We start from the raw sequence: 17,938 nt of genomic DNA on the forward strand, positions 1-17,938 counted from the left end.
TCCAATCACCTCTTAACTATTCCTCGTAGTTGTAGTATGGATATTGGAAAATTTTCTAATACAACTTTTTTTGAAATAAAAAAACGAATAGACTATTCGCCTATTCGGTCCTTCATTTGCTTTAATATTTTCTTTTCTAGCCGTGACACTTGTACTTGAGAAATTCCTAAGCGCTCCGCTACTTCCGATTGCGTTTGATCTTTATAATACCGTAAATACACAATCAGTCGTTCACGTTCATCTAATTCACGAATCGCTTCTTTTAAAGCAATCTTATCAAACCACTTCGTTTCAGAACGATCCGCAATTTGATCTAAAATGGTAATAGGATCACCATCATTTTCATACACCGTTTCATGTATGGATGATGGCGTACGGCTTGCTTCTTGCGCCATTACAACTTCTTCTGGCGTTAACTCTAGCGCCTCTGCTATTTCAGTAACTGTCGGTGCACGGCCATACTCTTTTGATAATTCATCTTTCATTTTGCGAATTTTATTTCCAGTTTCCTTTAAAGAACGACTTACTTTCACTGTCCCATCATCACGTAAGAAACGTTGAATTTCTCCAATAATCATTGGGACCGCATATGTTGAGAACTTTACATCAAAAGATAAATCAAATTTGTCGACAGATTTTAGCAAACCAATACAACCAATTTGAAACAAGTCTTCCGGCTCATAACCACGATTTAAAAAACGTTGTACAACCGACCAAACAAGTCTCATATTATTTTGTATAATTAAATCTCTCGCTCCTTGATCACCATCTTGACTTCTTTGAATTAATTCTTTTAACTCGTGATCCTTTAACTGCCCTTTTCCTTTTCCTTTTTCACTTCTGACCTCTATGTCCATAGGCAATTCTCCTTAATTGCATAGAGCGTTACTTTTTGATAGATACTTCGTCAAATGGATCGTTGTCCCGAAAGATTCATTAGAAATAACCTCTACTTCGTCCATAAAATTTTCCATAATGGTAAATCCCATTCCGGAACGCTCTAATTCGGGTTTTGTTGTAAAAAGGGGTTGCCTTGCTTCATCTAAATCTAGAATTCCAATCCCTTCATCACGAATCGTTAACTTTACCATGTCATCTTCCAAAATAACCGTAATATACACAATGCCATCTGCATGCCCTTCATACCCATGAATAATAGCATTTGTTACCGCCTCAGACACAACTGTTTTCACTTCAGTTAACTCTTCCATCGTTGGATCGAGCTGTGCAATAAAAGCCGCAACCGTAACCCGAGCAAACGATTCATTTTGACTTAATGCTGAAAATTGAAGGTTCATTTCATTTCTCATCTACGCCACCCCCAATGTCGCGAGCGCATGCGCTTCATTTTCTTCTAAACGAATAATTTTAAATAGCCCTGACATCTCAAACAAGCGCTTTACAGCAGGAGAAATTGCACATACAACCATTTCGCCGCCTAAGCTTTTGACATGTTTATATCTTCCTAACACAACACCAAGACCAGAGCTATCCATAAACGCTAATTGCTCTAAGTTTAAAATAATATGATGAACATGATGCGTCTCAATCATATCAGTGACTTTCGCTCGCAACTCTTCGGCAGCATGATGATCCAGTTCGCCTGCTAAACGAACACATAAGACGTCACGCTTTACTTCTAAATGAATGGAAAGACTCACCCTATTTCCTCCTTACATTCAAAATTCGCGTATACACGCAAAACATATAAGAAGTTTTTCTCTAAAATAAATGTAGAATCCTTCCACCTGACAAAAGAAGTACTATTTCGTCATAAAATGAACCTTCTAGCAACATCTCTTACCATTGAAATAACAACAAACTCAACAAAAGAAAGCGGCAACAAAATTGCCGCTATTTCGATGTCGAAAACATCCCAAAACTTCGTTTAAATAACTCCCACCAGCTTGCTGCTGCGACATCCTCTTTCGCAACAATTGTCTGTTTGAGTAATACTTGATTATCTTTTTTTATGACAAGTGTACCTAAAGCATCTCCTTTTTTAATTGGAGCTTTCACTTTTTCCTCAGCCACTACTTCTTTTTTGATATTTTTCATCGTTTCTCCCTTTTTCATTAGTAGAGAAACATTGTCAGACGCAACTAAGTCGACTGTTTCTTTTTTCCCTTTTCCTACTTTTACCGTCTGAATTTTTTCGCCTCTTGTATACATTTTTTTCGTCATATATTGACTAAATGCATAATCAAGAAGCTTCGTTACTTCCGCATTCCGTTCTTTTGATGTTGGAGATCCCATGACAACAGAAATAACGCGCATGCCATTTCGTTCTGCAGATGCTGTTAAACAATATTTTGCCTCTGTTGTAAAGCCTGTTTTCACGCCATCAACACCTGGATAGAAACGAACAAGCTTATTTGTATTTACAAGCCAAAATCTCTTATCTGTATCTTCTCGTAAATAATCTTCATATTTACCTGTATATTTACGAATTAACGGATATTTCATTAATTCCTTTGCCATAACTGCCATATCATATGCTGTTGAATAATGGTTCTTGGCTGGAAGGCCTGTTGGATTTTGAAAATGAGTATTTTTAAGTCCTAAATCTTTTGCTTTTCTATTCATCATGTCTACAAATCCTTCTTCTGACCCAGCAATGTGTTCAGCAACTGCAACTGATGCATCATTCCCAGATGCAATTGCAATGCCTTTTAACATTTCATTGACTGTCATTTCTTCACCAGGCTCCAGGAAAATTTGTGATCCGCCCATAGAAGCTGCATGTTCACTCGTTCTCACTTTATCTTTCAGTGTTAGCTTTCCTTTTTCAATTTGCTCCATAATGAGTAGCATGGTCATAATTTTTGTCATACTAGCAGGTGGCAACTTTTCATTTGGATTTTTTTCAAATAAAACTTTTCCCGTATCCTGTTCAATAACAATCGCTGACGATGCTTGTTCCGCTAGCTTTGGTTTTGTTTCCGCTTCTTTTTTCTCAGACTGCGCAAAACCAATTGGAACAGCGGAAAGCAATAACATGAAACAAACAAGTATTCCAATCAATCGCTTCATGACTAACCCTCCATTCTATATCACACCTATCTTTTCCAGATGAAGGGTTTTTATACCATCTTTTTCTAAAAATAGCATTGACAAACAAAAGTATGCTATATATTGTATTAAGTGTATTACGTTTAATAGTACACTTAAAAATTCATCAGGAAGGAGGCATTGCTCTTGCACATTCAACTTGATCCAAGAAGCAACACTCCGATATGGGAACAAATTGTTCACAACGTAAAGGAACTAGTTTTAAAAGCAATGCTCGCACCAAATGATAAACTCCCTTCTGTTCGGGAACTTGCCTCTTCACTCGTGATAAATCCAAATACAGTGAGTAAAGCGTATCAAGAGTTAGAACGACAAGGAATTATTGAAACGCTGCGCGGCAAAGGAACATTTGTATGCCAATCGATTACTCCAACACAAGATGAAAGGAAAATTGCTATGGTGGAAAAACAATTTCATCAATTATTACTAGAAGCTTCATATCTCGGTATTTCAAAAGAAAAAATTCATGATTGGATTGATTCATACTATAAAGAATTAGGGGGAAATACTCATGCTGAAGGTGACAAACGTAAAGAAAACAATTGATAATCAAATAATATTAGAAGATATTTCATTTACTTTAAAAAAAGGAAGCATCGTCGGATTACTTGGGAGAAACGGAGCTGGAAAAACAACACTATTGCGAACACTTGTTGGAATATTAAATCCAGATGAAGGAACTGTTACATATAACGAAATAGACGTGCACAAACATCCTGAAGTGAAACAAACGGTTGTATATGTCCCAGACTCTACAAACGTATTAAGCGGATATACAGTAAAAGAAATCGTAAAATTTTATAAGGCAGTTTATCATAATTTCAATGAAGACTATTTTTATAAACTACTAGAGCGCTTTAACTTACCAGAGAAACGTATTCGCAGCTACTCTCGTGGAATGAAAGCTTTGCTAGCAATGATTTTAGCTTTTTCTACTGGAGTAGAATATATTATTTTAGATGAGCCGACAAATGGACTTGATCCTATCGCAAAAAGACAGATTCTTCAGTTTATAATTGAAGAAGTGGCAGAGCGAGAAATTACCATTCTCATTTCTACACATCACCTAGATGAAGTGGAAAAAATCGCAGATACAGTCATCATTTTAAAAGATCATACAATTGCATCTATCACAGCTTTAGAAGATACAAAATCACGCTATGCAAAAATTCAAGTAGCTTACGAACGCTCACTACCACAAAAGCTAGTGAATTTATGTAATGTGAAAGTATTAAACCAAACAGGAAAAGTATATACCGTCTTAATCGAAGGAAACGTAGCAGCTACGTTAGAAAAATTTCATAAAGAGCAGCCGCTCCTATTAGAAGAGTTACCAATGTCACTTGAGGATGTATTTGTTACAGCGTTCGAGGAGGGTTCACATGTTTCATAAAGCGTTATGGATGCGAACGTATAAACAAGGTAAATATATTGTTCTATTGTTTTGGTTAAGTAGTTTATATTTGTTACCTTATGAATATTATAGTGCTGCTCAATCAGAGCTTAGCCGGTCTAAAATGAAATTTGATGATTATGTTTATTATTATTCCTATTCTTTTAATACATTTGACACCATCTTCTTACAAGGTATCATTCTCATTGCACTTGCTTGCGTCTTGATTGGATGGGAACGAAATAATCAATCAACTGATTTTCTTTTCTCTATGCCTTTTAAAAGAAAAGATATCTTTTTAACAAAATGGTTATTTGGCGTGTTGAACATTATTACAGTAAATATCATTTGTTGGATAAGTATGTATGGAATAAAGAACGTATCGTTTCACGATCAGTATCAAATATTTACTCCATTCCACACTTACTTTTTATACGCTACGATTGTACTCATTGCAACCTATACATTCACTTTATTTATCGGTACCATTACCGGAAATATTTTCTCACAAAGTAGCTTAACTACAATTCTATTATTTCTACCATACGGTTTAGTATTGTTAATATCCGGATTTGTATATACTCATACGAGAGATTCAGTAGAAGCATTAGGAGAAATAGAGCGTAAAACTCATGAATACTTACAACATGTAAGTATCGTTGCACCGTTGGAGTCTTTCAACATTCATTTTAATTACCATCCTATCGCGAAGTTCGATGAGCACGGAAATGAAATTTCCACATTGCCGCAAGACGATCCAAAGGAAACGACATCTGTTCCATCTGCGTGGAAATTACTGACGCCATTTGCTTATATCATTATCTTTTTACCAATCGCAACTTTTCTTTACACACGTGCTCCAAACGAACAAAACGGAAAAATACTATTGTTTCCACAGTTACAGAAATGGTTTGTTGGTTGTACTGTTCTTTGTTTTGCTTTATTTGGAGGTAGATTACTCGGAGGAAGAGATGCATTCCTTTCTTATTACGTCGGTTTTTTCATAGCCAGCATTGTCAGCTACTTCGTTTTTACACATCTACTTAAATGGAAATTTTCTTTCGGTGGAAAGTAACGATACCATTTTAATCAAAAAGAATATACGTATAAATTGAGGTGAATTACATGTTTCATAAACCGCTATGGATGCAAAACTGGAAACAAGGAAAGTATGTTATTGTGTTATTTTGGCTAAGTACGTTGTATCTCTTACCATATGAATATTATACGAATGCACATCACACAGCTAAATACTTGCGCGACACTACGGATACTTATTATTCATATCATTTGAGTGGAGAAAGTCCTACGTTTTTTCCTGCTCTGCTATTAATTGCATTGGCTACCGTATTAATAGGCTGGGAACGCCATAATCAAACTATCGATTTTTTTTGGTCTATGCCATTTAAACGCTCTCACCTGTTTTTATCAAAATGGTTTTTCGGTACTGTTCATATCGTCAGTGCACTTAGTGTAAGCTGGTTTCTAATGTATATCGTCTACAAAACTACGATACACGCCGAGTATCAATCATTCACACCATTTCATCTATACTTTGCATATACAATTATGACATTGATTGCAGTGTACTCATTAGCTCTCTTTATCGGAACCATTACAGGAAACATTATCTCACAAGGTGCGCTAAGCTATATTATAATGGTTTTTCCCATTTATATTTTTCAGCTTGCGTTTCCTTTCTTTGCATTGCATGCTGATTTATCACAACAAGAATATAATAATGCTTATATTAAAAGTTCACTGTATACAGAAAATACAAGTATTATAGCTCCTCTTGCTCATTTCACCATTAACTACGACTATGATCCACATAGAGAAGCTATAAAAAATGAAGACGGAACTATACATGCAGGACCTACTTATCACCATATTCCGTCTGCTTGGACACTACTAAGTCCTGCAATTTATATGATTATTTGTCTTCCATTAGGAACCTACTTATATGCACGCTCACCAAATGAGCATAATGGAAAAATACTGCTATATCAAAGACTTCATGTCTATTTTTCAACATGCACTTCTATTTGTTTCGGACTTCTTGGCACCGAAATTTTCACAGATGGCAGTAAATCTATCCCGCTTCACTATATGTATTTTATAGGATTTGGTATTCTCACATATTTCATTTTACAGCGAATGTCAAAACATAAACTTTCTTTATATGCAAAATAGCCTCCTAGTCAGGAGGCTATTTTCAGAGTGTCGAAAAACAAACTTGTTACTATACACTCGCCTTTCTCCTCTCCTCTTTACAATTGAAAGAGGAGTTTTCATATGTACTATGTAGAACAGAGCCTGAAAAAGTGAGTCACACTTCGTTTGCTGCGCGGTTATAGCATAGATTTAACCTACAAAAAAACAGAAGAAGGAAAGATAGTCTACATTGCAATCCCCCTTTATAGTAAAATATAAAAAGGTATAAAACTGAATTTTTAGATATTTTAACGTGAACTGAAATAATTCTGAGCGTGGAAAAAGCAGATAAGGGGGAAACTTACATGAGATCCATTGAAAAGGATACATTGTGGAAACTTATAGAAGTATCTAGGGGTAAGCATCCAGCAACAATTTGGATTACAGGAGGAATTGTGTTTAATGTATACACAGGAGAGCTGGAAAGAAACAATATCGTTTTGTATGAAGATCGTATTGCTTATGTAGGAATGCGTGAACCGCAAATTGATGAGAAAACGAAAATTATAGATGCATCCAGCTTTACATTAGTTCCAGGATACATCGAACCTCATGCACATCCATATCAGTATTATAATCTTACCTCATTCGGAGAATTCGCTTTAAGCTTAGGTACAACGACTTTAGTGAATGATAATCTAATATTTTATTTAAATACAGATCAGAAAAACTTGGAATATTTAATGGACTACAGCAGTCATTTGCCTATCAAAAATTATTGGTGGGCAAGGATGGATCCACAAAGCAACCACCCGGATATGTTAGCGAAATTCACGACTGAGCGCTTGGTCAGTTTGCTTAGTCATAAGCGGGTTATACAAGCTGGCGAATTAACTGCTTGGCCTGCTGCCTTGACTGGCGATGAAACAATACTTGAAGGAATAGCAGAAGCACGGAGGCTTGGCAAAAGAATTGAGGGGCATAACCCAGGGGCTTCCAGTGAAACCTTAAATGCTTTGGCAGCACTCGGTGTTACGGCTTGTCATGAAGCTATCAATGGAGAGGAAGTAATCAGAAGGCTTCGTTTAGGTATGTATGCAACTTTGCGTCACTCCTCCATACGTCCTGATTTGCCGGGCCTAATCAAAGACTTACAAGAGCTCAACTTTGATTTTTCTTCCGCTTCAAGGCTTATGTTAACAACAGATGGCTCTATGCCTCCGTTTCTTCAACATGGATTGATGGACTATCTTATTAAGATTTCTCTCGATAATGGTGTTCCTTTCCATGCCGCTTATCGGATGGCCACTTTGAATCCCGCAACATATTATGGATTGGATCAAGAAATCGGTGGAATCGCTCCGGGACGAGTCGCAGATATTCTATTTCTCGAGGATATAAGCAAACCTTCCCCTGTCAAGGTTATAGCAAACGGACAGCTGGTTGTGACAAACGGGCAGCTCTTGAAGCCGTTTCCTGCATGTGATTGGCGACAATTGCAATTTGAACCCATGCACATAGAATGGCGCGTTCAGCCGGAATGGCTGGATATGACCGCTGAACATCCGGAAGTCCCTGTAATAGAAATGCTTAATGCGGTCATTACGAAATCCAGTCTAGAAGCATTACCGCTAAAGCAAGGCATTATTGAGTTGGAGGCTAGAAAAGGATATTGTTATGTCAGTCTTATTGATCAAAAGGGGAAATGGGTTACTAACGGCATATTAAAAGGATTTGCCGATCACCTAGATGCTGTAGCGACAACCTACACAGCATCTCAAGATATCGTTGTTATAGGGCAAAACAAAGAGATCATGGTGAAAGCTGTAAACCAACTGCTCGATCAAGGGGGCGGTACCATATTAATGGAAGGCGAGGAAACCTTATTCAATTTGGAATTGCCACTTGGAGGGAAAATGAGCAAGTTGCCTATGCATGAACTGATTGTAAAAACGACGGGGCTTGTGCAACTTCTGAAGGAGAGAGGACATCAACATATCGATCCATTATATACAATGTTCTTTTTAACATCGACCCATCTACCGGCTGTACGCTTAACAGCTGAAGGAGTATATTCTATTAAAGAGAATGCGGTTGTGTCTTCGGTTAAGAAAATAAAGGGTGACTATTTTGTAAGATAAAGTGAAACTTCCATCAGTTGGGGGTTTTTCATCCCCTACTGATGGTTAGTTAAACCAATCTGGCTTTTACGGGCAGTTATTCCCCATCTATCTTCTTCGCATCTCTCTCAATCTTAAAGTGGGGGTCTTACTGCCCGCAAATAGCGAGATAAACAACGTGAAAATAGCCTCCTAGTTAGGAGGCTATTTTGCATTCTTTCGTCTTTCGCTATATGCCTTCTCTTCGTCTGTCCCAAATCCATCATCGTTTGTCACGATTTGATCTGTCGGTGCGACAACACTTTCAGCAATTTTCCAGTCCCCATACTCTTGTACAAATACTTGTAAAAAGTAATTTATTCCATTTAGTTGGTATGGATTTTCTTTTTTTACGTCATACTGCACAGCTAAATAGTACACTTGTACATTTTCTTCCCCAAATTTTGACACATACTGAGAAACTCGCGGAATATAAACAGAAGCTTTAGCCAGTGAAATTTGTTTTACTTTTACGAGGGAAGAATGTTTTATATTATGTAAAGTATCTTGATGATGAATGCTATCACTATGATGAAACAAAACAGAAGTTTGCATCGAGCGCATCCATAATTGTGAGTATAAAACAGGCTTATGATTTGAGATATATTCTAGTTCTTTTTGTACAATTTGATTTGGAGACGCTGCACTTATCTCTATACTGTAACATAGTAAACATATACCGATAATTCCAAAAGAAACAATACGTTTCATAGTCTGCCTCCTATTCCATATAGGTAAAGTATAGGAATGTAGGTCTGTTTTTATGCAGCGCATCCGTTCTGTAGTATGATGAAGCCATAAAAAATAGAAAAGCAAAAATTGCTTTTCTATTTTTTATAGAACTCTGCCAAAGAGCTCTAGTACCATTTCAATTTCTTGATCGCTCCAGTCCTGGAACTTCTCTCTATAATATTCTTTTCGAACATTTTCAAGCTTTTCGGCAACATCTTTCCCGGTATCCGTAATTTCTAAATAAACAATGCGCCTGTCTGAATCAGAGCGCTTTCTCGTTACAAGCCCCTTACGAACAAGACGATCTGTAACCGCTGTAATATGACTCGATGTAACATTCACTTCACTTGCAATTTGCGATGCCATTTGCGGACTTTTCCAATATAATGCACGCAGTACAGAAAACTCATTCCATGGCATATGTTCAGAAAAGAGTTCATTAATATCATTTTGTAATAAACGAATCATTTTCCGAAAGGAGATAGATAAGTCTAAAATAAGTGCTTCTCGTTTTTCGTTCACTGTTCTCGACCCTTTTTTATAATATTTACACATATTATAATGCATGAATACCTTAATTGTATATATTTTCTTTCTACTTAGATTTCCCACTATATTTCTAAATTTAAGGAAAAAGTGGACTCACTTCTTTCATATAAATAGAGAAAGGAAGGTGAACAGTTATGCAAATTGGAATGCCCCCATATTTACATGAGTTACGTAATGGTAAAGAAGCAACTGTTACTGTACAAGGTGAAGGTGTCGTAAAAGCAAAACCTGATGTTGTCGTGTTAACAATTGGTGTTCGTACTGAAGGTACAAATGTTAAGCAAGCACAAGAAGAAAATGCTGCTCTTTCTGCTAAATTACTTGATTCTTTGAAACAACTTGGAATTACAGAGCAAAATATCAAAACGCTTTCCTACACCATTACACCGCAATATGAATACGTGAACGAAAAGGCTGTGTTACGCGGTTATCAAGTTGAGCATTTATATGAAATTATTGTGTTGAATGTACAAAAAGCAGGGGAAGTATATGAAGCAGCTGTAGCAAACGGGGCAAATGTCGCCAAAGGACTTGTATTTCGCGTTTCAGAGCCTAATGCTTATTACAAACAAGCATTAGTACTCGCTGTGCAAAATGCCCAAGAAAAAGCAAGGACGATTGCTAGTACATATAATCTAAATGTAAATCCCATTCCCATTTCTGTCGTTGAAGAGTCCTCTCATATGCCGCGGGAATTTGTTGCTTATTCCGCTGTCCATAGCGGTGCTCCTCCTATTCAATCAGGAGAATTGGAAATCATTTCGACTGTCCGTGCTATTTTCACCTATATTTAATTGTACATCTAGTAAAAAAGAAAACGTTCTCATTTTTTTATTGTAAAAACTCTTTGTTTTGTTATAATAATAGACGGTGAGTCCTATATAGGGATATCACGGGTGGGAGAGGGATATGAAAAAGAAGGTTTAACATGAAAGGAATCCTTGAAAAAACATTTAAATTAGACCTACATCACACATCGCCAAAACAGGAAGTACTTGCTGGTGTAACATCATTTTTCACGATTGTTTATATTATGATTGTGAATGCATCTATTTTATCAGATGCTGGTATTCCTCTTGAAGCAGGAATTTTAGCAACTGTATTTAGCTCATTTATCGGATGTCTATTGATGGCATTTTGGGCAAATGCACCAGTAATCCTTGTACCAGGTATGGGGGTAAATGCGTTTTTCACGTACACAGCTGTGCATACGCTTGGTTTAACTTGGCAAGAAGCATTAGCAGCTGTCTTTATCGCTGGTATTATTTTTACAATTGCCGCGTTTACACCTATTGCTCGTACACTTTCCAGTGCAATTCCACAGTCGTTAAAAGAAGCGATTACTGTCGGTATCGGGCTATTTTTAGCATTTATCGGCTTACAAAAAGGTGGTCTTGTCGTTGCGAATTCAAACACTGCTGTTGCATTAGGAAAATTAAGTAGTCCAGTTGTTCTAGCTACACTGCTTACGCTTATTGTTGCATTAGTTTTGTTTATTCGTAATGTACGTGGAAACTTTTTATGGACCATTGCAATTGGAACCGGAATTTCCTGGTTATTTGGTATTGTTGATACAAGTCAAGTTGGCAATAGTTCATTTTCATTTGCTAACTATGGTGATGTTTTTGGTGCAATGTCGTTTGGGAAACTGACTTCTTTACCATTTTTAATTGCAACGTTCTCATTGAGTATGGTACTCATTTTTGAAAACATGGGACTTTTGCACGGTTTATTAGAAGATCAGCGTAAATTCCCTCGCGCTTATCAAGCAAATGCAATTTCAGCGATAACATGTGGTCTATTTGGCACAAGTCCAACTGTTTCTACAATAGAAAGTGCTGCTGGTATTACAGCGGGCGGTAAGACAGGTCTGACGTCTATCGTCACTGGTGGTTTATTCTTTGCCTCATTGTTTGCTTTGCCGTTTGTAAAGTTAATTCCAGATAGTGCAATCGCTCCAATCTTAATTATTATTGGCGGTTTAATGATTACAAACATTCAACAAATTCCTCTGAACGATTTTTCAGAAGGATTTCCAGCGTTTTTAATTATCGTTATGATTCCGCTCACATATAGCATCGCTGATGGTATTGCTTTTGGATTCATTGCATATCCAATCTTAAAAGTAGCACTCGGTAAGCATAAAGAAGTTGCAAAACCTCTTTATATTATCACATGTCTCTTCTTACTCATGTTTGTGTTACCTGTCATTGGCTAAATAAAAAACGCCGGGAATTCCCGGCGTTTTTTTATTATTTAAACCAGCCCTTCTTATAAAACCATACCATCATGCCACCACCAATAAGAGCCATTATGGCTAAACAAATATAATAACCATACTCCCACTTTAACTCTGGCATATTGTCAAAATTCATTCCATATACACCAACAATAAATGTTAATGGCATGAAAATGGTTGAAAAAACCGTTAATGTTTTCATAATATTATTCATATGATGAGAGTTTAGGGAAAAGTAACTATCCCGAATATCAGCTGTTAGCTCTCGGCTTGTTTCAATCATCTCAGACAGCTTTAACAAGTGATCATAAATATCTTTAAAATAAATTTCATGATCATTCACACCATGAAAACGCGTTGAATTTAAAATACGATACAATAAATCGCGCATCGGTACAATTGTTCTTCGTAATTTTGATAAATCATTACGAATATCAAATACCTCTTCTAATACAGTACTTGTTGTATCTCCTGTTAAATTATCATCAATTGCATTTAAATGATCTTCAATATAATATACTGGAGCAAAATAATCATCGACAATTTGGTCAATAATTGTATGCGTCACATGAAGAGTGCTTCTCTTTATACGTTGTCTTTCCCCAAGTTTATTCCATGCTCGTTCAATCGCCTTATTGTGCGAAAAGTGAAAGGATACAACAAAATGATCACTAACGAACAAATCAATTTCATGCGGCTCTAATCCATCTTCACTAAAAGCATGAAGAACTAAAAAGTGATACCCTTCATAAAAGTCAACCTTTGGCCTCTGTACATATTCTAAACAATCTTCAATCGCAAGGGGATGGAATTTGAAATAGTCTTGTAAAATATATGTATACTCTTCTTTCGTCGGTTTACATAAATCTAGCCAAAACCACACAATATCTTCTCGCTTTGTTTCTTCTAATGACAAATCATATAATACTTCATTTTCTTTTGTTACTGCACAAATTCTTATCATATTTTCACCCATTATTATTATATGCAAAAAAAGCCAAGGAGCAAACTCCTTAGCTTTTTTATCTCACAATTCGTGAACAAATTGTCACTTTATTTTTCTACGATACCGTGTACTAACTTCGGTGCATCTACATGCTCTGCAGATACCTTCATGTTATCGTAAATTTTTTGTTTTACGTCTTCTACATTCTCACGATTCGCGTAAATTGTTACAAGCGCTTCACCTTTTTTCACGCTATCGCCCACTTTTTTACGAAGCATAAGTCCAACTGCTAAATCGATTTCAGATTCTTTCGTTGCACGACCTGCTCCTAAAAGCATTGCTGCTGTACCAATTTCATCTGCAACAATTTCAGATACAAATCCATCTTCTTTTGCCTCTACTTCAATCTTATATTGTGCTTGCGGCAATTTAGAAGGATCATCTACAACTGAAGCGTCACCGCCTTGTGCTGCTAAGAACGTTTTAAATGATTCTAATGCTTTTCCATTGTTCATGACTTCGATGAGCTTTTCACGCGCATCTTCTAAAGAAGAAGCTTGTCCAGCAAGATATACCATTTGACTTCCAAGCGTTAAACATAGCTCTTCTAAGTCTTTTGGCCCTTTTCCTTGCAATGTATCAATCGCTTCTTTCACTTCTAAAGCGTTACCGATTGCCTCACCAAGCGGCTGACTCATATCAGAAATAACAGCCATCGTTTTACGTCCTACATTGTTACCGATGCGAACCATCGCTGCAGCTAATTGCTTCGCATCCTCGTCCGTTTTCATAAATGCACCCGCACCTGTTTTAACATCAAGAACGATTGCATCCGCACCAGCAGCAATTTTTTTACTCATAATAGAACTTGCAATTAACGGAATAGAGTTTACCGTTGCTGTCACGTCACGAAGTGCATATAACTTTTTGTCAGCGGGTGTTAAGTTTCCGCTTTGACCAATAACAGCAATTTTATTTTCATTTACAAGACGAATAAATTCCTCATTTTCAATTTCTACATGAAATCCTGGAACTGCTTCTAATTTATCAATTGTACCACCTGTATGCCCAAGACCACGACCAGACATTTTCGCAACCGGTACACCTAAAGCAGCAACTAATGGGCCCAACACAAGCGTAGTTGTATCACCAACACCACCAGTTGAGTGTTTATCTACTTTTACTCCTTCGATTGCTGATAAATCAATTGTATCGCCGCTATTTACCATTGCCATCGTTAAATCAGCACGTTCCTGCTCATTCATATCTTGAAAGAAAATTGCCATTGCAAGTGAACTCATTTGGTAATCTGGAATATCACCATTTGTGTAGCCTTCAATGATAAAATTAATTTCTTCTGTCGTTAATGCTTTGCCATCACGTTTTTTTGCAATTAGGTCCACCATTCTCATTGTGAACTCACCCCTTCATTTGTTTTACAATTGCTTTTACAAGTGCTAAGAAGTTTGCTTTTACACGCTCTGTTGTTTCAATTACTTCATCATGATGAAGCGGCTGATCTAAAATTCCAGCTGCCATATTTGAAATACAAGAAATACCAAGTACTTTCATACCGGCATGACCAGCGACAATAACTTCTGGGACAGTTGACATTCCGACTGCATCACCGCCAATTGTACGAATCATACGAATTTCTGCAGGTGTCTCATATACAGGACCTGTCATCGCAACATATACGCCTTCTTGTACTTTAATATTTAAATCAGCAGCAACTTGTTTTGCCATTTTACGAAGGTCTTTACTGTATGCTTCAGACATATCAGGGAAACGTACACCCATCTCAGAATCATTTGGTCCGATTAATGGATTATGGCCCATAAAGTTAATATGGTCTGAAATTAACATTAAATCGCCTGGCTCAAATGATGTATTTACACCGCCAGCAGCATTTGTAACGATAACTGCTTCTACTCCTAACTCTTTCATAACACGAACTGGGAATGTTACTTTTTGCATATCGTATCCTTCATAGTAATGGAAACGACCTTGCATTGCTACAACTGTAACACCTTGAAGTGTACCAAATACAAGTTGACCAGCATGACCTTCTACAGTAGATACAGGAAACTCAGGAATTTCACTGTACGGTACAGCTACTGCATTTTCGATTTCATCAGCTAATACACCTAGACCTGAACCAAGGATTAACCCTACTGTTGGTGTTTCTTGAAATTTTCCTTTTAAGTATGAAGCAGATTTTGAAATTAACTCACGATTCATTTGATGTTCCTCCTATTTATCTAGCTCGTTCAAAAAGCTTTTTCCATATTTCGGCATTGTTACACCGAAGTTTTCTGCAACTGTGGCACCGATATCAGCAAATGTTTGACGAAGCGGTAATTCTTTTCCGCCCTCTTTCATGCTTGGACTATATGCTAATAATGGTACATATTCACGCGTATGGTCTGTACCGTGGTGAATTGGGTCATTACCATGGTCAGCTGTAATAATTAACAAGTCGTCTTCTTTTAACTTCTCAAGTACTTCAGGAAGACGTGCATCATATTCTTGCAGTGCATCTCCATAACCTTGAGGATCACGACGATGACCGAATAGTGCATCAAAGTCAACAAGATTTACAAAGCTTAAACCTGTAAAGTCCATACTCGCTGTATCTGCAAGCTTATCCATACCATCCATGTTAGATTTTGTACGAAGAGATTGCGTTACACCTTCTCCATCATAAATATCAGAGATTTTACCAATTGCGATAACATCATAGTCACTATCTTTTAATTCATTCATTACCGTACGACCAAATGGTTTTAGTGCGTAATCATGACGGTTTGGCGTACGTGTGAAGTTTCCTGGCTCTCCAACGAATGGACGAGCAATAACACGGCCTACCATATATTTTTCATCAAGTGTTAACTCACGTGCAATTTTACAAATGTTATATAGTTCTTCAAGCGGTACAACTTCTTCATGAGCAGCAATTTGCAATACGCTATCAGCAGACGTGTACACAATTAATGCACCGGTTTCCATATGTTCCTGTCCAAGTTCATCCAAAATTCCCGTTCCAGAAGCTGGTTTATTCCCAATAATTTTACGTCCTGTTTTCGCTTCTAACTCATCAAGTAATTCTTTCGGGAACCCTTCTGGGAATACTTGAAACGGTGTATCAATGTACAAACCCATAATTTCCCAATGACCTGTCATTGTATCTTTTCCCATAGATTTTTCTTGCATTTTTGTATAATATGCAAGTGGCTTCTCTGCTTTTGCAATCCCTTTCATTTCACGGATGTTACCAAGACCTAATTTCATCATGTTTGGCATTTGTAATCCGTTCATATGCTCTGCAATATGGCCAAGTGTGTCAGAACCTTTATCGCCATATTTCTCAGCATCTGGTGCTTCTCCAATTCCTACGGAGTCCATTACGATAAGAAAAATACGTTTATATTTATTCACAACTGTAACCTCCTATATATGCTACTTATGTAGTATGTTCAAATCGATGTAAAAACTTCCCTTTTCTCCTAAGTCAGATGTCAGACATCTCATGCTGCTATCATAACATGTTCACGCTTTCTTTTTAAGAAATTTTTATCACATTTCGTTTTTTTTTCACATTTTCATTGTAATATATTCTACCTAGAACCGCTAATGAAACCGATATATGTTTCTCGACATAAAAAAACAGCTCTTTAAAAGAGCCGTTTTTTATCCCGTTATTCGCGGACAGTAAGACATCCACTAATGGAAGTTTCACTTTATTTCACTTCAACTGTTTCTTCTTTATGATCATGAAGATCACCTTTTCGCACATGAACCTTCACTTTATATGTTCCTGCTTCTTTAAATGTATAAGTACTTGTATACTCGCCTTTGTTACCTTCTTTTGCTGGAATAAACTCATGCTTTTCTGCACCGTCTTTCCAAATTTCAAGTTGAACTTCCGCACCAGTTAATGCTTCTTCTTTTTGTTTTACATGTACGTTCATTGTAGATTCTGTATTTGCTTTCACACCATCTGCCATCAGATGAATCATTGTATCACCATGAGCATGATCGTCATGATGACCATCTGTTTCTTTTTTTGTATCCTCAACTTTTGCATTTCCAACAGCCACTTTCACTTCTGGCATCACATGCATATCACGTGCATTTGTATGTGCGATAATATGATAAACACCATCAGATGGGAATGTTTTATCGATTGCATAAACACCGTTACCTTTATTTTTCGCGTCTAGCATCTCTTTTTTCTCTTCACCATCTTTCCAAATTTCAAACTTTACATCATCTGCATCTGTTACTTTTTCTTTTCCTTGTGTAACAATTGCTTGTACTTCTACTTTTTCATTCGGCTTTAATGTTTCAGGGTTCGTTTTTATTTCTACCTTTACTTCTTCAAGCGACTTATTCTTTTTCGTTGTCTCGTCCGATTTCGTATTACAACCAGCTAACGCTAGCATTGTGATAAATAATGTAATTAAAAGTTTTTTCATCATAACTTCCTCCTTCTTCCTATCTTAGTATAGAGGAAATATACGTTCATATTCTAGCCTTCTGCTGAAAACAATGTACGAAATGTTTGTGAAGTTTTTGTGAAGTGCTTTGATTTTATCCCGCTATTTTGGGGCAGTAAAACCCCCACCTCAAAATTAAAAGAGAAGCGAGGAAGGTAGGTAGAGAATAACTGCTGGCATGTGCCCTATTGGTTC

General features: G+C 36.9%; 18 protein-coding genes. 7 read left to right on the forward strand and 11 right to left on the reverse strand.

Features of this window, described 5'->3' with window-relative positions:
- Positions 1–92: 92 nt before the first annotated feature.
- From sigF to NKR74_RS17045, 4 genes are all read right to left on the reverse strand, one after another.
- Positions 93–857, reverse strand: a complete 765-nt coding sequence (gene sigF, locus NKR74_RS17030; RefSeq protein WP_098310692.1) for an RNA polymerase sporulation sigma factor SigF — start codon at positions 855–857, stop codon at positions 93–95.
- A gap of 12 nt (positions 858–869) precedes the next feature.
- Positions 870–1,310, reverse strand: a complete 441-nt coding sequence (gene spoIIAB / locus NKR74_RS17035) for an anti-sigma F factor (RefSeq protein WP_098310691.1) — start codon at positions 1,308–1,310, stop codon at positions 870–872.
- The gene (gene spoIIAA, locus NKR74_RS17040) at positions 1,311–1,661 is read right to left on the reverse strand and encodes an anti-sigma F factor antagonist (RefSeq protein WP_098310690.1); all 351 of its coding nucleotides are present in this window, start codon (positions 1,659–1,661) and stop codon (positions 1,311–1,313) included.
- Positions 1,662–1,854: 193 nt separating this feature from the next.
- Positions 1,855–3,033 (reverse strand): D-alanyl-D-alanine carboxypeptidase family protein, encoded by a 1,179-nt coding sequence (locus NKR74_RS17045; protein WP_253630332.1) that lies wholly within the window; start codon positions 3,031–3,033, stop codon positions 1,855–1,857.
- A gap of 165 nt (positions 3,034–3,198) precedes the next feature.
- On the opposite strand from NKR74_RS17045, the gene NKR74_RS17050 reads away from it, so the two are divergent.
- The 5 genes from NKR74_RS17050 to NKR74_RS17070 all read left to right on the forward strand — a co-directional run bounded on the left by NKR74_RS17050 (position 3,199) and on the right by NKR74_RS17070 (position 8,760).
- Positions 3,199–3,618 (forward strand): GntR family transcriptional regulator, encoded by a 420-nt coding sequence (locus NKR74_RS17050; RefSeq protein WP_141525088.1) that lies wholly within the window; start codon positions 3,199–3,201, stop codon positions 3,616–3,618.
- The gene (locus NKR74_RS17055) at positions 3,584–4,465 is read left to right on the forward strand and encodes an ABC transporter ATP-binding protein (RefSeq protein ID WP_253630333.1); all 882 of its coding nucleotides are present in this window, start codon (positions 3,584–3,586) and stop codon (positions 4,463–4,465) included. The genes NKR74_RS17050 and NKR74_RS17055 overlap by 35 nt, the downstream gene beginning before the upstream one ends.
- Positions 4,455–5,540, forward strand: coding sequence for an ABC transporter permease subunit (locus tag NKR74_RS17060; protein WP_253630334.1), 1,086 nt, complete (start codon positions 4,455–4,457; stop codon positions 5,538–5,540). The genes NKR74_RS17055 and NKR74_RS17060 overlap by 11 nt, the downstream gene beginning before the upstream one ends.
- A 50-nt stretch (positions 5,541–5,590) precedes the next feature.
- Positions 5,591–6,658, forward strand: a complete 1,068-nt coding sequence (locus tag NKR74_RS17065; RefSeq protein ID WP_253630335.1) for an ABC transporter permease — start codon at positions 5,591–5,593, stop codon at positions 6,656–6,658.
- 326 nt (positions 6,659–6,984) lie between these two features.
- The gene (locus NKR74_RS17070; protein WP_253630336.1) at positions 6,985–8,760 is read left to right on the forward strand and encodes an adenine deaminase C-terminal domain-containing protein; all 1,776 of its coding nucleotides are present in this window, start codon (positions 6,985–6,987) and stop codon (positions 8,758–8,760) included.
- A gap of 183 nt (positions 8,761–8,943) precedes the next feature.
- Here NKR74_RS17070 and NKR74_RS17075 read toward each other — a convergent pair whose 3' ends face one another.
- Together NKR74_RS17075 and NKR74_RS17080 are read right to left on the reverse strand one after the other, a co-directional pair.
- Positions 8,944–9,489 carry a hypothetical protein gene (locus NKR74_RS17075; RefSeq protein WP_098310683.1) on the reverse strand — a complete coding sequence of 182 codons (546 nt, stop codon included), beginning with the start codon at positions 9,487–9,489 and terminating at the stop codon, positions 8,944–8,946.
- Positions 9,490–9,612: 123 nt separating this feature from the next.
- Complete coding sequence (locus tag NKR74_RS17080; protein WP_141525087.1) at positions 9,613–10,032, reverse strand: MarR family winged helix-turn-helix transcriptional regulator; 420 nt, start codon at positions 10,030–10,032, stop codon at positions 9,613–9,615.
- 161 nt (positions 10,033–10,193) lie between these two features.
- Here NKR74_RS17080 and NKR74_RS17085 point away from each other — a divergent pair, with 161 nt between their 5' ends.
- Together NKR74_RS17085 and NKR74_RS17090 are read left to right on the forward strand one after the other, a co-directional pair.
- On the forward strand, positions 10,194–10,853 hold the full coding sequence (locus NKR74_RS17085) for an SIMPL domain-containing protein (protein ID WP_098310681.1): 660 nt from the start codon (positions 10,194–10,196) through the stop codon (positions 10,851–10,853).
- A 134-nt stretch (positions 10,854–10,987) separates the two neighbouring features.
- Complete coding sequence (locus NKR74_RS17090) at positions 10,988–12,277, forward strand: NCS2 family permease (RefSeq protein ID WP_253630337.1); 1,290 nt, start codon at positions 10,988–10,990, stop codon at positions 12,275–12,277.
- A gap of 34 nt (positions 12,278–12,311) precedes the next feature.
- On the opposite strand, the gene corA is transcribed toward NKR74_RS17090, so the two are convergent.
- The 5 genes from corA to NKR74_RS17115 all read right to left on the reverse strand — a co-directional run bounded on the left by corA (position 12,312) and on the right by NKR74_RS17115 (position 17,725).
- Complete coding sequence (corA, locus tag NKR74_RS17095; RefSeq protein WP_141525086.1) at positions 12,312–13,274, reverse strand: magnesium/cobalt transporter CorA; 963 nt, start codon at positions 13,272–13,274, stop codon at positions 12,312–12,314.
- A 77-nt stretch (positions 13,275–13,351) separates the two neighbouring features.
- Positions 13,352–14,656 carry a pyrimidine-nucleoside phosphorylase gene (locus tag NKR74_RS17100; RefSeq protein WP_098310679.1) on the reverse strand — a complete coding sequence of 435 codons (1,305 nt, stop codon included), beginning with the start codon at positions 14,654–14,656 and terminating at the stop codon, positions 13,352–13,354.
- Between the two features lie 7 nt (positions 14,657–14,663).
- Positions 14,664–15,485, reverse strand: a complete 822-nt coding sequence (locus NKR74_RS17105; protein ID WP_253630338.1) for a purine-nucleoside phosphorylase — start codon at positions 15,483–15,485, stop codon at positions 14,664–14,666.
- Between the two features lie 12 nt (positions 15,486–15,497).
- On the reverse strand, positions 15,498–16,682 hold the full coding sequence (deoB, locus tag NKR74_RS17110) for a phosphopentomutase (protein WP_309247640.1): 1,185 nt from the start codon (positions 16,680–16,682) through the stop codon (positions 15,498–15,500).
- A gap of 302 nt (positions 16,683–16,984) precedes the next feature.
- Positions 16,985–17,725, reverse strand: coding sequence for a FixH family protein (locus NKR74_RS17115; protein WP_253630339.1), 741 nt, complete (start codon positions 17,723–17,725; stop codon positions 16,985–16,987).
- Positions 17,726–17,938 lie beyond the last annotated feature (213 nt).

The sequence above is a fragment of the Bacillus sp. 3103sda1 genome (genome assembly GCF_024159135.1).
GTDB lineage: Bacteria > Bacillota > Bacilli > Bacillales > Bacillaceae_G > Bacillus_A > Bacillus_A rhizoplanae.

Coding starts and splice junctions, on each gene's coding strand:
- sigF (WP_098310692.1), bottom strand. CDS start 857: ATGGACATAGAGGTCAGAAGTGAAAAAGGAAAAGGAAAAGGGCAGTTA.
- spoIIAB (WP_098310691.1), bottom strand. CDS start 1,310: ATGAGAAATGAAATGAACCTTCAATTTTCAGCATTAAGTCAAAATGAA.
- NKR74_RS17045 (WP_253630332.1), bottom strand. CDS start 3,033: ATGAAGCGATTGATTGGAATACTTGTTTGTTTCATGTTATTGCTTTCC.
- NKR74_RS17055 (WP_253630333.1), top strand. CDS start 3,584: ATGCTGAAGGTGACAAACGTAAAGAAAACAATTGATAATCAAATAATA.
- NKR74_RS17060 (WP_253630334.1), top strand. CDS start 4,455: ATGTTTCATAAAGCGTTATGGATGCGAACGTATAAACAAGGTAAATAT.
- NKR74_RS17065 (WP_253630335.1), top strand. CDS start 5,591: ATGTTTCATAAACCGCTATGGATGCAAAACTGGAAACAAGGAAAGTAT.
- NKR74_RS17070 (WP_253630336.1), top strand. CDS start 6,985: ATGAGATCCATTGAAAAGGATACATTGTGGAAACTTATAGAAGTATCT.
- NKR74_RS17075 (WP_098310683.1), bottom strand. CDS start 9,489: ATGAAACGTATTGTTTCTTTTGGAATTATCGGTATATGTTTACTATGT.
- NKR74_RS17085 (WP_098310681.1), top strand. CDS start 10,194: ATGCAAATTGGAATGCCCCCATATTTACATGAGTTACGTAATGGTAAA.
- NKR74_RS17090 (WP_253630337.1), top strand. CDS start 10,988: ATGAAAGGAATCCTTGAAAAAACATTTAAATTAGACCTACATCACACA.
- corA (WP_141525086.1), bottom strand. CDS start 13,274: ATGGGTGAAAATATGATAAGAATTTGTGCAGTAACAAAAGAAAATGAA.
- NKR74_RS17100 (WP_098310679.1), bottom strand. CDS start 14,656: ATGAGAATGGTGGACCTAATTGCAAAAAAACGTGATGGCAAAGCATTA.
- NKR74_RS17105 (WP_253630338.1), bottom strand. CDS start 15,485: ATGAATCGTGAGTTAATTTCAAAATCTGCTTCATACTTAAAAGGAAAA.
- NKR74_RS17115 (WP_253630339.1), bottom strand. CDS start 17,725: ATGATGAAAAAACTTTTAATTACATTATTTATCACAATGCTAGCGTTA.